This window comes from Bacteroides sp. An269 (assembly GCF_002159755.1).
In the GTDB taxonomy this organism is placed as follows: domain Bacteria; phylum Bacteroidota; class Bacteroidia; order Bacteroidales; family Bacteroidaceae; genus Phocaeicola; species Phocaeicola intestinalis.
On the sequence record NZ_NFJG01000115.1, the window covers coordinates 1 to 14,519 of the forward strand.

The 14,519-nt window shown below is 39.3% G+C and carries 13 protein-coding genes and 2 pseudogenes; 11 read left to right on the plus strand and 4 right to left on the minus strand.

Features of this window, described 5'->3' with window-relative positions:
* The 7 genes and pseudogenes from B5F71_RS16160 to B5F71_RS16190 form a co-directional block, all read left to right on the plus strand.
* Nucleotides 1–1,096 (plus strand): RHS repeat-associated core domain-containing protein (locus B5F71_RS16160; protein WP_241148630.1); only part of this gene is annotated, 1,096 nt, incomplete at its 5' end.
* Entirely contained in the window at nt 1,083–1,532 is a 450-nt protein-coding gene (locus B5F71_RS16165; protein ID WP_041583896.1) for a hypothetical protein, read from the plus strand. The genes B5F71_RS16160 and B5F71_RS16165, both read left to right, overlap by 14 nt.
* A gap of 167 nt (nt 1,533–1,699) precedes the next feature.
* Nucleotides 1,700–2,258 (plus strand): annotated as a pseudogene (locus tag B5F71_RS16170) (transposase); the annotation flags it as partial.
* Between the two features lie 84 nt (nt 2,259–2,342).
* Entirely contained in the window at nt 2,343–2,666 is a 324-nt protein-coding gene (locus B5F71_RS16175; RefSeq protein WP_087212315.1) for a hypothetical protein, read from the plus strand.
* A complete protein-coding gene (tnpB, locus tag B5F71_RS16180; RefSeq protein ID WP_071149928.1) occupies nt 2,659–3,027 on the plus strand; it encodes an IS66 family insertion sequence element accessory protein TnpB in 369 nt (122 codons plus the stop codon). The genes B5F71_RS16175 and tnpB overlap by 8 nt, the downstream gene beginning before the upstream one ends.
* 87 nt (nt 3,028–3,114) lie before the next feature.
* Complete coding sequence (locus B5F71_RS16185) at nt 3,115–4,740, plus strand: IS66 family transposase (protein ID WP_087212317.1); 1,626 nt, start codon at nt 3,115–3,117, stop codon at nt 4,738–4,740.
* A 118-nt stretch (nt 4,741–4,858) separates the two neighbouring features.
* A pseudogene (locus tag B5F71_RS16190) lies at nt 4,859–5,371 on the plus strand (DDE transposase); the annotation flags it as partial.
* 256 nt (nt 5,372–5,627) lie between these two features.
* On the opposite strand, the gene B5F71_RS16195 reads toward B5F71_RS16190, so the two are convergent.
* Nucleotides 5,628–7,895, minus strand: coding sequence for a UvrD-helicase domain-containing protein (locus tag B5F71_RS16195; protein ID WP_013617074.1), 2,268 nt, complete (start codon nt 7,893–7,895; stop codon nt 5,628–5,630).
* Complete coding sequence (locus B5F71_RS16200) at nt 7,892–8,737, minus strand: hypothetical protein (protein WP_013617073.1); 846 nt, start codon at nt 8,735–8,737, stop codon at nt 7,892–7,894. The genes B5F71_RS16195 and B5F71_RS16200 overlap by 4 nt, the downstream gene beginning before the upstream one ends.
* Nucleotides 8,738–9,078: 341 nt before the next feature.
* Between B5F71_RS16200 and B5F71_RS16205 the strand changes: the two genes are divergently transcribed.
* A complete protein-coding gene (locus tag B5F71_RS16205) occupies nt 9,079–9,984 on the plus strand; it encodes an IS982 family transposase (RefSeq protein WP_087212320.1) in 906 nt (301 codons plus the stop codon).
* 208 nt (nt 9,985–10,192) lie between these two features.
* Nucleotides 10,193–11,098, plus strand: coding sequence for an IS982 family transposase (locus B5F71_RS16210; RefSeq protein WP_087212324.1), 906 nt, complete (start codon nt 10,193–10,195; stop codon nt 11,096–11,098).
* A gap of 47 nt (nt 11,099–11,145) precedes the next feature.
* On the opposite strand, the gene B5F71_RS16215 is transcribed toward B5F71_RS16210, so the two are convergent.
* Nucleotides 11,146–11,979, minus strand: coding sequence for a phosphoribosyltransferase (locus tag B5F71_RS16215; RefSeq protein WP_087212328.1), 834 nt, complete (start codon nt 11,977–11,979; stop codon nt 11,146–11,148).
* Between the two features lie 260 nt (nt 11,980–12,239).
* On the opposite strand from B5F71_RS16215, the gene B5F71_RS16220 reads away from it, so the two are divergent.
* Both B5F71_RS16220 and B5F71_RS16225 read left to right on the plus strand, forming a co-directional pair.
* Nucleotides 12,240–12,545, plus strand: coding sequence for a helix-turn-helix domain-containing protein (locus tag B5F71_RS16220; RefSeq protein WP_087212332.1), 306 nt, complete (start codon nt 12,240–12,242; stop codon nt 12,543–12,545).
* The gene (locus tag B5F71_RS16225; RefSeq protein WP_087212336.1) at nt 12,542–12,835 is read left to right on the plus strand and encodes a helix-turn-helix domain-containing protein; all 294 of its coding nucleotides are present in this window, start codon (nt 12,542–12,544) and stop codon (nt 12,833–12,835) included. The genes B5F71_RS16220 and B5F71_RS16225 overlap by 4 nt, the downstream gene beginning before the upstream one ends.
* 101 nt (nt 12,836–12,936) lie before the next feature.
* Here the strand turns inward: B5F71_RS16225 and B5F71_RS16230 are convergent, their stop codons facing one another.
* Nucleotides 12,937–14,172, minus strand: coding sequence for a site-specific integrase (locus B5F71_RS16230; protein WP_087212339.1), 1,236 nt, complete (start codon nt 14,170–14,172; stop codon nt 12,937–12,939).
* Nucleotides 14,173–14,519: the final 347 nt, after the last annotated feature.

Here is a 14,519-nt window from a genome sequence, read left to right on the forward strand (position 1 = left end):
GCTTCTGGAAGACCCGGATTGCCTTTACCACTACGACGACGAGGGAAACCTTATTTTCCGCGAGTTCAAGGAGTTGCAGGACAACGCCGTGCCCCATGACCGCAAGCGCATGGAGAAGGAACGCGGCATCCGCAGCCTGGCTACGGGCACGGGCTGGCTTTACGAATGGGCGTCCAACGGCATGCTGAAGAAAGTTATACGGCCGGACGGCAGGCCGGTGGACTTCCGCTACGACGCATTAGGGCGCCGCACCGCCAAGCGGTATTTCGGAAAGGTCACACGCTGGGTGTGGGACGGCAACGTACCGCTGCACGAATGGAGTTACAAAGCCATTGGCTTACAATCGGACGAAGAGGGAAACATCCCTCCCAAAGAACCAGCAGAAGATATTACCACCTGGGTGTTCGAGGCGGGCACGTTTGTACCTGCGGCAAAGATACAGGATGGCAAGCAGTATTCCATCGTGTCCGACTACATGGGTACTCCTATCCAGATGTACGACGGGCAGGGAAACAAGACCTGGGAATGTTCTTTGGATATTTACGGCAAAGTCGTTAACTTTGTAGGAAAATTACAATGCGATTGTCCTTTCAGATTCCAAGGACAGTATGCGGATGAAGAAACAGGACTGTACTACAACAGGTTTAGATACTATGATGCAAGTATAGGAAACTATATTTCACAAGATCCAATTGGTTTAGCAGGGAATAATCCAACTATATATGGTTATGTGCTTGATACAAATATTTGGATTGATATTTGGGGATTACACTTGAATTCCAATTCAGCTATTAGCCATTTTGGAATCTATGAAATAAGAATAAAAGATAAATTATATAAAATAGGGAAAGCCGATATGATGCGAATTACAAAATCTTCAGATTTACCAACAAGACTTCATCAGCAAATACGAAAATTAGAAAAAATACATGGCAAAGGCAATGTAGAAGGGTTTATTGTGGAAGATTTAGGTATAACAACAACTTTAGAAGCAAAAAATGCAGAAACGGCACGATTACAATCGTATTACGATAAAACAGGAAAGGTGCCAGAAGGTAATCAAAAAAGTTTCAAACCTAAAAATGGAAATCATTAGTATGAAAATATATTTTGGACAACTTTATATACAAGCGGGGATTTCATTCCCCTTTAGTTCATCATTTCAACGCTTTTTATCTGAAGAAGTGTCTAAATTAGTAGAAATGAGTCCTAAATTTGAACAATCTTATGGAATAGAATATGAATTAATGTTCCGTATATCTGCAAAAAAAGAATCATTAACAAACGAAATATGTGGACCAACTATTTTTAAAAAAGAGAAAGACATTGAATACACTATATTTTTACCTTACAAATTAATAATAAAGCAATCTAACCCTAATAAATGCGCATTAGAGTTTTTGTTTGAAGGGATTTATACAGTTTTAGACTTATATGAAATAAATACATTAAGGCTGAAAATTGAGCAAAATAATATTATAAATAAAATTATATCATCTTCTAATATGTTCAAAGATACATCTGTTTATTAATGATATTTTATAACCTTTATTTTACAGAGGATATTCATTAGATAGTATAAATTAGCTAAATAATTTATACACAAGGTGTTGCGATTGGCTAATTTTTGTATCTTTAGATATTTCCCCGAAAATAAGGTTTGACAGCCAAAACGGGGGGAGAATTTCCCGATTAAGATATGGCTAAGGCACAAAATATTTCCGAAATTCACCCAACTTTGGGGGTTACAGAATTTGATATTCTGGAAAAATATCGCAAGAGTTTTAATGAGAGTGAGCTTGGCAAGCTTCACCCGGTGTTTCCGTTTGAGCGTATGGCAGAATCCGCAGGCCTGTCTGAGCAGCTTCTGGGACGCAGGAGCATTTTTAGTCCTTCTGCAAAGATTGTCCTTATGGTGCTGAAGTCCTATACCGGATTTTCGACACTGTCCAAAATTTTGTGTAAATGGGAACAGGATTCAGTTATAAGTTTCTTCTTATATCTGGATTTTCCGATAGACGGTTGGTGGAACATCTCAACGGAAACATACATTACCAGATGTTCTGCGGAATCATGATAGATCCAGTCTTTCCCATAACCAACTATAAGATAGTCAGCGCAATCCGTAATGAGATAGCATCTCATCTTGACATTGAGTCCATTTAGGAGGTACTTGCCACACACTGGAAACTATATCTTGAGAACCTTCACGTGTGCATGACAGATGCTACTTGCTATGCCATATGCGCTTTCCTACGTAAGCATTCGAAGAAATGCACCTTTTACACTTTGAGGTTTGGTTGTAGCTTTGCGGCAGTGAATACAATCAAACCTCAATTATTATGAACAGACAAGAATTTGAAGAATTAGAATTGCAGGTGCAACAAAGCGAGCTGCCGTTGAAGTCGTACCTTCAACAGATAGGTGTAAGTTATTCAACCTATCACTACTGGCGTAGAAAATGTTCCGTTGACAGGAGCAGCATCAAACACGAGTTGGCTCCTATCAGTTTTAAACAGGCATTTACGGAGTCTTCCCAAGAAGAACAATTGCCGCATGGTGTTGCGCTGCTGTTTCCCAATGGACTTCGTGCCCACTTCGGGAGCGGTTCTGAAGATTTGCTGAAGGAAATATTTACCCAAAGTCTTCGAGACGGTCATGTTTAACCTGAACGACACGATGCGCTACTTCCTGTGTCCGGGCAGGACAGATATGCGCAAGGGTATCAGTTCGCTATGCGGAGTGGTACATGAGAAAATGAACAGTGAAGTGAGGAACGGTGATGTCTTCATCTTCATCGGTTCCAGCCGCAGACTAATGAAACTCCTTCATGCCGAAGACGGAGGTATGGTAATGTATGTAAAACGTCTGGAGGCCGGTCGCTTCAAGCTGCCGGAGTATGATCCCAAATCAAACAGCTATCCCATGGAGTGGCGCGATCTGGTGATGATGGTTGAAGGAATACAGGAAAACCCGGAACAGAGGCTCCGGCGGTTAAGAGCCGAACGTAAGGAATACCATGTATAACATGTTTTTTGCGTGAGTAAACTTTGGATATTGTTGCATAATTCACTGTTAATTAGTATATTTACACCATTAAAAGAAGTATAGACAATGGAAGAAAAAGAAATTTTACTCAAGACGATAGAAGGGCTGGATGCCTCTATAGCCTCATTGTCTACTACTAATAAGAATCAATCCGAACAGATAAAAAATCTGCAGGAACGTATCAAGGAGTTGACGGCTCAGGTCGCATGGCTGAACCGTCAGCTCTTTGGCCGTAAATCGGAGAAACTTCGCGTATATGATCCTAATATGCCAGATCTCTTTGCCGACGAGTTTTCCGGACTCCGGCAGCAGGCGGAAGAAAAGCGGGACGAGGCTGTGGAAAAGATTGAGAAGGAATCGGTGGAAGACGTAAAACGAAATCGTCAGAACCGCAAAATGATAGAGGACTTGCCCGTATTGGAGACCGATACAATAGAACCGAAAGGCGTAGACTTGTCTTTATACCGTAGAATAGGCGAAGAGATAACAAAAGTCGTCAAACACAAGCCGGGAATGCTTTACGTCAAGGTGATCATCCGTCCCAAATATGCTCTCAAGGATAGTACCCTGCTTCCTCCGGCCGGACAGAAAGGCGTAGAGATAGCTCCCATGCCGCTGATGCCGGTCGACAAGTGCATTGCTGACACCAGCCTGCTTGCCGAAATATTGCTTCAGAAGTATGAATATCATGTCCCGTTCTACCGTCAGATACAGCAATACCGCCATCTTGGAATGAAAGGCCTTACCGAAAGTACACTGGACGGCTGGTTCAAGAAAACCGTGGAACTGCTTAAGCCTCTGTATGAAGAACTCAAATGGGAAGTCTTCTCCTGTGACTATGTACAGGCGGATGAAACTACAGTTCCGGTCATTAACAGAGAAAAACACAGAGCCGACAAGGAATATCTCTGGATGGTAAGATCAGTCATGGAGAAACTGGTCATCTTCCATTACGACGGGGGATCACGGGCCGGAGCGGTCATCGAATCCCTGGCAAATCAATATAACTTCAAGGGATATCTTCAATGTGACGGTTTTGCAGGTTATGAAACAGCCTTCAAGACCAACCCCGACGTGCGGCTGCTCAACTGCCTGGTGCATATACGCCGTCATTTTGAGCAGGCTTTGGATGAAAACAGGGAGATGGCGCAACATGCACTGACTCAGATACAGCATATCTATAAAATAGAACGCCAGTGTGACGAAGCCGGCCTGTCATATGATGAGCGCAGACAGACGCGTCAGGAACTGTCCAGGCCAATCATGGAGGCAATGAAGGTATGGATGGAGGCAGAAGGAATTAAATACAGTCCAAGTTCTTTGACAGGCAAGGCCATAACATATGCCTATACCAAATGGGATAATATTATGAGATGTCTGGACGATGGCCGCCTGTACTGGGATAACAATCTGGCGGAAAATGTCCAACGGCCCATCACTCTGAGCAGAAAAAATTTTCTTTTCTGTGGTAATCACGAAGCAGCAGCTAATATGTCTGTTATCTGTTCCCTATTGGCTACTTGTAAGGCGCACGATGTAAACCCAAGGAATTACCTGAATGATGTAATCGCCCAAATGCCTTATCACAAGAATGCAGCTCATGAGATACTTTTGGATCTGCTTCCACACAAGTGGAAGCTGAAACATCCGGAAAGCATATTGACAAAACAACATGGGGTATCTGACAACTAATGCCATATGCAACATATAGGTTCAACAAAATAATAGCGGCTGAAACTATTAGGTTCATAGTGACAGTCGCTATTGTTGTATATAAAGGTTTAAAACTTGTAGTTTATCGAATGCTTACTTTCCTACAGACATGAAGCTTCTTTGGGAAAGTCTCGAATGGCTTTACAGGCAAATCTGCCGGCATTGCAGGGAGCTTGGAATAAGACGTCCACGCAACAAATATGCTTATGTTGCAGATGTCTATCTGTCATACTGTAAGAAAAGAAAAAGAAAGGCGTCAAGGACAAGGATGCTCAAGCGTCGTATGATCAGGCTCCTTGAAAAACTCCTCATACAGATGGATGAAATTCATAGAGAGTACGGAGCTGCACTACGATATACGCAGGATTACCGGAAGCGTCTTTCCATCATCAGAAAGGTTCTTGTACAGGAAAAGGACATGTTTGAAGGTCGTAAGGTCAGTGACCGTATTGTCAGCATTGACCGTCATTATGTACGTCCCATCGTCAGAAGCAAGGAAACCAAATCCGTTGAGTTCGGTGCAAAGGTTAACAACATACAGATAGACGGTATATCGTTCATCGAACACATCTCGTTCAAAGCTTTCAATGAAGATATACGTCTGAAGGACGTAAGCATTCGGCCAACTACAGGTATTAAACCTTTATATACAACAATAGCGACTGTCACTATGAACCTAATAGTAACGAGGATGTAAATTAAACTGTGTCAGCAACATTAATATTTTATTCTTTGCTGACACAGTCTTTTACATTCTAGTGAAATAGGCACATCAGTTTTAACGCGTTCTCATTATTATCAAAAAGAAACTTTGATATAGTTAAATATTTTTGTAACATATTTCAAGGATTATCATAGATAAATATTTATTCTTGATAATCGAGTACTCTATAATAAATAGAGCTTTCCAATATAGGACTTACCCCTCTGCTTTGTACTCCCAATATACATATGGCGTATTTTGCTCTTGTTACAGCTACATACATCCTATTGTGCCATGCATAATTCATAAAATGATAAGCTCCGTCATTAGAATCTTTACTAGGTGGTACTCGTCCTTTATCAACGCCAGCAATTACCAATGCATCAAATTCTAATCCTCCAACATAATCAATACCACTCAGTATATATTTGTTGCCATCTATAGCTTGCTTTATGGTTTTTGAATCGCTACGACTCTGTAAGACTTCAAATGGTTTATGACATCTTTTTGCATAGGATTCCATTTCTTTCAATAAAATATCAGTTGTTGCAATAATTAATATATTGGATTTTAAACAATTCATCTCTTTGCTATAGTTATCTGCCCAATCAAACGCATTTTTAATAATAGTATCATCATCTTTATGCATGATGTAAACTGGCTTTTTGCATTTCCTATCATCTTCTTTGGTAAAATTAAAGAAAGAATAATCTAATGGATTCTCAAAATTAGTAAATAATGTAGCACCTGATGAAAGTATATTAAATGCCAAATTAACAATATCAGGAGAACTCCTAAATACAGTTTTAAATTTATGCTCTTCAGTTTTATTTAAAGATATATTGAATAAATTTTCTAATGATTTATTCGTAATTCCCCAATCTCCTATAGCTTGAGACTTATCTATTGCAAAAATAATATTATTTTGTTCTTCCGGTTTGTTTATATAATGAAAAATAGATAATTCGTTAATATTAAACAAGTGTGTTTCATCAATAAAACAAGCGTCATATCCTTCTCTACTTCTCCTTCTACTCCAAATAGGAGTATTTATTTGTCCTAATGCAGAAAGTGTAATGTCATCGCTATCATACTGTCCCACCATTTCCAATGAATGCTGATAATTATTAAAGATTACAAACATAAAACTTTTATCAGCATCATTTTTTATTGGAATTGAGTATTGGGGACGATTTAACATCTTATATTTATCAAAATTTCCTCCTGCACGTCCTTTTATCATTACCGCTATTTCTTGTTGTAGCATTTCTAATAAATTCTCTTTAGGAGTATTATTAAAAAAAGACGAAAATTCATTGGAACAAATTAGGCTATATGCATTCCAATGATTTTTCATAACAAAATCATAAGATTGCTCAATATATAATATTTGAATAGCTTTAGAATAGCTTGCATCTTTGTCAAGATATTCATTTTCAGCTATACTATTAGTACCCAAATGGTTCGCACTCCATTCTTGTAATGTTGTTATAAATATAGAGACAATAGGGCGTGAACCATTCTTTTCTTGATAGTTTTCAAATTCCGACCAATTATTCTGGAAGATATCTATAATTCTTTCTTTAGTTGCTAAAGAATGAGTTATAAATATAATATGATATTCTTCTAATTTATCAATCTTACTTTTTAATATATATATACATTTTAATATCATTGACAATGTCTTTCCTGTACCAGCTGCACCCTCCAATCTTTCAGGACCTTTAATTAATGATGTTACAAATTGTTTTTGATTTTCTGTTAAATAATACTGCCAGTTCTCGTATCCTATTTTAGAATCAATTGATATATTTAAAGTATTTAAATCTGTTACAAGTAAAGCTGTTTGTCTCTTTTCTTTGGTTCCATTTACTAAGTCTTCATTATATCTTATATTTACCAACTCTTCAATAGCCTTATTTAAATTAGTAAAAGAAACTTTTGCTTTATCGTTATTTCCAAAGAAAAATACAGTAAGAATATTTCGGTCCTTCCTATCTTGTTTCGAGGAATTTCTATCTATTAAAACTTTATCTACATCTTTAGTTGCAGTAAAAGGAAAAGGATAAACAATGGTAGTAGATCCTGGGAGAAGCTTTTCGCAAGTTGTTGTTGGCAATTTTTCAAAATATCTGACAGCGTATTTTATCGTCTTTTGAAAGATTGTAATAATACGTTCGTTTTCATTTTTTAAGAATCCTTCAAAGGTTGATAAATCAAAAATTATTCCACGTTTCTTATTCAGCTTTTCTGTGTAGAAAAAGCAGCCATTCTTAACTAGCTTAAATGCAATTTTATTATGTTGCCATTTTTCCTCTTTTCCTCGCAGAATATTACACAGCATAATGCTTTCGCTGTATTCTGCACTTTGAAAAAAGCGATCAGAAGCAAATTCTGTTATTGCATCATATGTTATATATATATAATTCATGACAATAATATTTTTAAAGATTGGTTTACTATATTATCTGCAACATTTTCAATATTGTTTATATCTTCAACTCCTATTCTACAAAAATTATAGGAAAACGCCTGTAAAATATGTTCTATAAATGGAGATTTGATCTGTTCAATAATACAATATAAATTACTACAATCACCTGATGTAGCCAAATCATTATATATAATATCTTCTTGGCTAATATCTTCTTCAAGAAATCCAGATGCGAACTTAAGCGCAATTTTTAATCTTAACCTCCGAATGTCTCTTAATAAAATTACTTTATAAGGAAGAGATTCAGTTGGATTATCCCAGCTTTCAATGAAATAAAAAGCATGATTATTTCCTTTGACAAGATCTTTTATGAGATTTTTCAAATTTCCTTGTTGTTGCTTTTGAGTTAATGACTGTTTAAAATCATTATCTGTTTGCTTTAGATATATACTAAAATCTGTTTCAAAAGACTTAAGAACAGCCTTCTTTTTTATTAATGTCCTTGCAACAGTTAATATATCTTCGGAAGGAAGGTTCTTATTTAAAAAGCAATCGCCACTTCCGGCATCTTTTAATATAGTGTTCAATTTCTTCTCCAGGGCATTCGCCCATTGCTTTTTTAGTATATTATATGCTTCATTTCTTATCCAATCTTCTATATTGATAATTGGTAAATAATGAACTGTTGAAACTTTTCCTTGGTGCGCTAAATCACAACGAGGAGTAATTATACACCCCCATACAGCACTATGTGGATAATCTTCTGCTATACAATTATTAATAATAGATCCTTGGTCTATGTTACTATGATATATTTTATTACTAAAAATCTTTCTCATGATTAATTATCAATACTCTAATATTAATTTTTGAGTAACATCAATTCTTCAAGCATCAGGATATTTAAAACAAATAGTTTCTTTAAACCTAAAGCGCATTTATTATTCTTCATTTTGTTTCAAATAAACTTAGTCAAATCTTCCTATTAATACATAAAAATCAACAGGACTATGAAGACTTTATTTACACACAATATGTTTTCTAATGCAAAGATAAGCATTTATCTAAAATAACATGAGTTCGATATAAGAAATAAAATTATTTCTTTGAAAATTAGGAACATAGTGATAAGAGTATTAAATTTATAGTGACTAATTATAACATTTAAACGATTACCACTATGTTCTTAGAGGATAAAGTTACGGAAATTTATTGTATGGCGGATGACTTTTGCAAAGAATTTGCCAAAGTACAGGAAAAATACATGGTTAAAGACAGGAATCATAAGCATCGGAACAAGTTAAACCGAATGAACGATATGGAAATCATAGTCATTCTGATTCTGTTCCATTCGGGAGGTTTCAGATGTTTCAAGCATTATTACAAAGAATATGTCTGCAAGCATCTGGCGTACCTCTTTCCCAGACGTGTGTCTTATAACCGTTTTGTGGAACTGGAGAAGGAAGTCCTGTTGCAGCTGACCGTTTTCATCAAGGAGGTATTGCTGGGAACTTGCACAGGTATCAGTTTTGTTGACTCTACTCCTTTACGTGTATGTCGCAACCAAAGAATCTTGATTCATAAGACCTTTGAAGGGCTTGCCGAACATGGAAAATGTTCCATGGGTTGGTTTTTCGGATTCAAGTTGCATCTGATAATCAATGGCAAGGGTGAGATTCTCAATTTCATGTTCACTCCGAGCAATGTGGATGACCGTGAGCCATTGAAACAGGGTAAGTTTCTAGAGAACATCAAAGGAAAATTATGTGCGGACAAGGAATATATCGAACAAGCCTTATTCGAGAATCTCTTCCTTAATGGTATACAGCTGATAACTAAAGTGAAGAACAACATGAAGAATTCCCTAATGAGCGTAGCGGACAAAATTCTGTTGAGAAAACGGGCTTTGATAGAAACAGTCAATGATGAGTTGAAGAACATCGCACAGATAGAACCCTCCAGACACCGTTCCTTCAATAATTTCATTGCTAATTCGCTCTCCGCCATAGCTGCATACTGCTTCTTTGAAAAGAAACCCGCCATTGACCTGGATTTTGTCAAGGACGGGCAGCTTACAATGTTTTGAATTATGTGGAACTCATGTTAAATTATTGCCATACAAAGTTTGAACTCTGACATAAATTTTTCATCACTTCAATGATACCTGTGCAATTCTTTAGGCCGTAGATTCAATTATTTAACGTGAGTTCGATATAAGGAATAAAATTATTCATTTGAAAATTAGGAACATAGCGATAAAAGTATTAAATTATAACATTTAAACGATTACCACTATGTTCTCAGAGGCTAAATTTACGGAAATTTATTGCATGGCGGATGATTTTTGCAAAGAATTTGCCAAAGTGCAGGAAAAATACATGGTTGAAGACAAGAATCATAAGCACCGGAACAAGCCGAACCGAATGAGCGATACGGAAATCATGGTCATCCTCATTCTGTTCCACTCGGGAGGTTTCCGATGTTTCAAGCATTATTACAAGGAATATGTCTGCAAGCACTTGAGTCACCTCTTCCCCAGACGTGTGTCCTACAACCGTTTTGTGGAACTGGAGAAGGAAGTCCTGTTACAGCTGACTGTTTTCATCAAGGAAGTCTTGCTGGGTACTTATACCGGTATCAGTTTTGTTGATTCCACCCCGTTGCGTGTATGTCTTAATCAACGCATATTGATTCACAAGACTTTTGAGGGACTTGCAGAACGTGGGAAATGCTCCATGGAATGGTTCTTTGGCTTCAAACTGCATTTGATTATCAACGACAAAGGGGAAATCCTTAACTTTATGTTCACGCCCGGAAATGTGGATGACCGTGAGCCGTTGAAACAAACCAGGTTCCTAAAAAATATAAAGGGAAAGCTCTGTGCGGACAAAGGGTACATCGGTCAGGCACTGTTCGAGAATCTTTTCACGAGCGGCATACAGCTGATAACCAAAGTGAAGAACAATATGAAAAATTCCCTGATGAGCGTAGCGGACAAAATCCTGCTGAGAAAGCGAGCTTTGATAGAAACGGTCAATGATGAGTTGAAGAATATCGCACAGATTGAACACTCCAGACACCGTTCCTTCAATAACTTCATTGCCAATTCACTATCTGCCATAGCGGCATACTGTTTCTTTGAAATGAAACCCGCCATTGACCTGTGTTTTGTCAAGGACGGGCAACTTACTATGTTTTGAATTATATCGAACTCACGTTATTTACCCTCAGTTGGCAAAATAATCCGTTATGCCTTTATCCACTGAGGCAAAACATGTCTTTTCCATACCGTCCAGCGAACCTTCGTCCATGACGGGACCTGAAATGTACGGGCAAGAAATACCGCTCCGATCACTTCCGCGCCAATTCGTTCCAAATTCCGGGCAAATCCGGTCAGGCTGCTTCCCGTAGTGAGAAGGTCATCTACAATTACCACCTTTTTTCCTTGCAATGCCAGCGACATGGAGTAGTTCGACGTATCAACGCTCGACCGTTGGGCGGCAGTGTGCTTGCTTTCCCGGTTCCTAATGATTCCTATCAGATGAAGTCCGGACATAGCATAGCCATGCCGTTCCAAATAGCGGGCTATTTTTGCGAAACGTCTGTAATACCGTTCAGAGGTACTGCAGGGCATGAATACCGCTGTCACATTCTCATTGACAGAAAGAATTTCAAATGCTTGTGAGAAATAGTCTTCACATGGTTCTTCCCCGTCCTTAAAGGCATACACATCCTGTACAAAATCTGCCTGATCATCCCTCAGCCAGCTTTCATAGCGTTGGGGAAAATAATAGCCGGCACACACGCAACGTATTTTCCCGAAACGGAAAGCCCGCATCGGCCGTACGATGTCAAACCGTTCCGGGCACGTCAGTGCATACAACAAACCGGCATGTCTGCTCCCGGCCATTATGGCTTGTCTGGCTAATTCTTCCCTGTCTTCTTTCTTGTAGCAAGCCACAGCATGCTGGAGGAATGCCTTTGCCGCCTTTCGCCGCCAGTATCTGGCATAAGCCCATAGTCCTATGATACATAAGACTACGCCTCCGTTTATCAATAGGGTCAGGATAAAATCATTCATGCCTTTGGGTAAGATTAGATATTACGCCGGACTAAAATAGGGATTATTTGATAAACTCCCCGCTTGGGATAGATGTTTTTAGTGAATATTTAGATTCACGCAGGCGAGCATACGCTTAAAAGGGAGCTTTGTAGTCGCTTGTAAAATTTCAATTGAGTGAATTTATTATGACATTTGATGCCATTGGCAGTCAGTTGCCGACATGCATTTTGACAATACGGTTACAAATGCTATATTTGTCCAACCTAAAAATGAGATGTATGGAATTTGTATGTATAGAGGCTAAAACATTTGAAGATATGCGCATGGCTTTGGAATTGCTCAAGAAGAAAGTGGAAACATTGTCTCAAAGGCATTTGCCCAAGCGACTGGACAAATGGCTGGACAATCAGGAAGTATGCGCCATATTGCATATCTCGCCACGAACCTTGCAATCTTTGCGTAGCAACGGTACTTTGTCTTACACCCAGATTGACCGCAGGACCTATTATCAGGAGCAGGATGTTATGAGATTATTAGGAATGACAGGCTATAGACGTAAATCGAGAAAGGAGTCCGAAAGATGAGTAAAGTTATAATGCGTGACGATCCGCAGGCTATCGCGTTTTTCCAGGACATGAAGCATTTATCTGCTTTACTCGACATGCTGGAAACCAATACGCGACCGATATTGAATGGAGAAAGTTTTCTGACTGACACCGAACTTGCACAGCACTTGAAATTGACAAAACGCACGTTACAGGAATATCGTAATACAGGAAAAATCCCGTTTTATCAAATAGGCGGTAAAATTCTGTATCGGGAAGCAGACATAGAGAAATTGCTTGTAGAGAATAGGCGGGAAGCTTTCAGGTAGAGAGAAAAAAAACAGAAAGGATTGTCGTTATGAGAAACAATCCTTCCTGGTTTTGTTATAAGACCAGCCGGTTGAGAAGCATTTCAGACTTCATGAAACATTTAGCGGAATATTCCAGCCACTCCTTTCATGTCCTCCATGATGCTGTTGTCAAGCACCCGCGCGTAATGCTGAGTCATGCGTGTGGACGAATGTCCCAGCATTTTCGACACGTTTTGGATGGCCACGTGGTTAGCAAGCGTCACCGTGGTCGCGAAGGTGTGCCGGCTCACATGGACGGTCAGGCGTTTCTTTATATCGCACAAGGTAGCTATTTCCTTCAAATATTCGTTCATCTTCTGATTCGACGGAATGGGCAGACAAGGCGCGTCCGGATCCTTTTCATTCCACCCCTTGTATTTCTCCAGAATAGCGATGGCGGGCGGTAGCAACGGCACATTACTCGTGCAGGTTTCCTTGTTCGTCGTGATTTTCACCCTCGACTTGTGTATCCACAGCTTCCCGTTATTGTCTCGGTACAGATGTATGGGGCGCAGCGTGCTCACGTCTATGTACGAGAGCCCGGTATAGCAGCAGAACAGGAAGAAGTCCTTCACATGGTTCAGCCGTGCTGTTGAAAACTCCTTCTCCATGATTCGTTGCAGTTCGTCCAGTGTGAGGAAAGTCGGGCATGTCTCCTCTTTCTTGAACAGCCGTTTCCGTTTGCCCACCAGCGGATCAAAGTTCAGCCAGCCGTTATCCCTGGCTATGCCCAACACCTTGCGGAAGCAGCTCATGTATTTGGTGAGCGTATTCTGCGAGAGTTTCCTCTCTGTCCGCAGGTGCATTTCAAATGTGTCGATGAATTCCCCGTTCAGTTCGTAGAACGTGATGTCCTCCTTCTTATAGAATTCCTTTACCACTGTTTTCAGCGATTCATAGCAGTTGTCATAGCGGGAGATAGTAGACGGCTGGTATTCCTGCCCGATAAGAGAGCGCCAGTCATCAATACACTTTTTCATTGTTTCCACAACCAAATGCCGTTCCTCCTTGGAGAACAGCTTGACCAGCATGTTTTTGGGAGTGATCAGCGCATCCCGGCAGAGCAGTTCCTTATGGATTTGGTACAGCCGTACTTTCAGAGCCTCTATGTAGCTGTTCAGTTCCAAAGACACACGATCCTTCCCTTTGCTGCATCCCTTCAGGTTATTCCACAGATTGATTGGGACAGAGCGTTGGATGCGTATCTCATCCTGTTGTCCGTTGATGGTTATCCGGAGGAACACCGGAGCCTCGCCGTTTTTCTTCAGCCTGCTCTTGCGGATGAAGAACAAAATCTTCATTGAATCCTGTTTCATTTCACCTTGTTTTTTACGTTACAAAATTAGCAAAATAGGGAACAGGTAAATCCTATACAAGAATATGAAAATCAGCGAAGTATAATACATTTCAGGTGCTTTTTTCAGTGACCCTAAAAAGGACCCTGAATTTGCCCCTCATAACTTCTTCAAAACGCTATTTTTTGCCGCCCGAAAACCAATAAAAAAGCCCTAATTCCGTTGGGAATCAGAGCTTTTCCTAATTTTACTTTTTCGAGTTGCGGTGCGTACGGGACTTTAACTTACACAATCGGGAAATCTCATAAAAACACAATATATTGGTAATAACCAACTTATTATAGATTGACTATATTACTAAATATCAT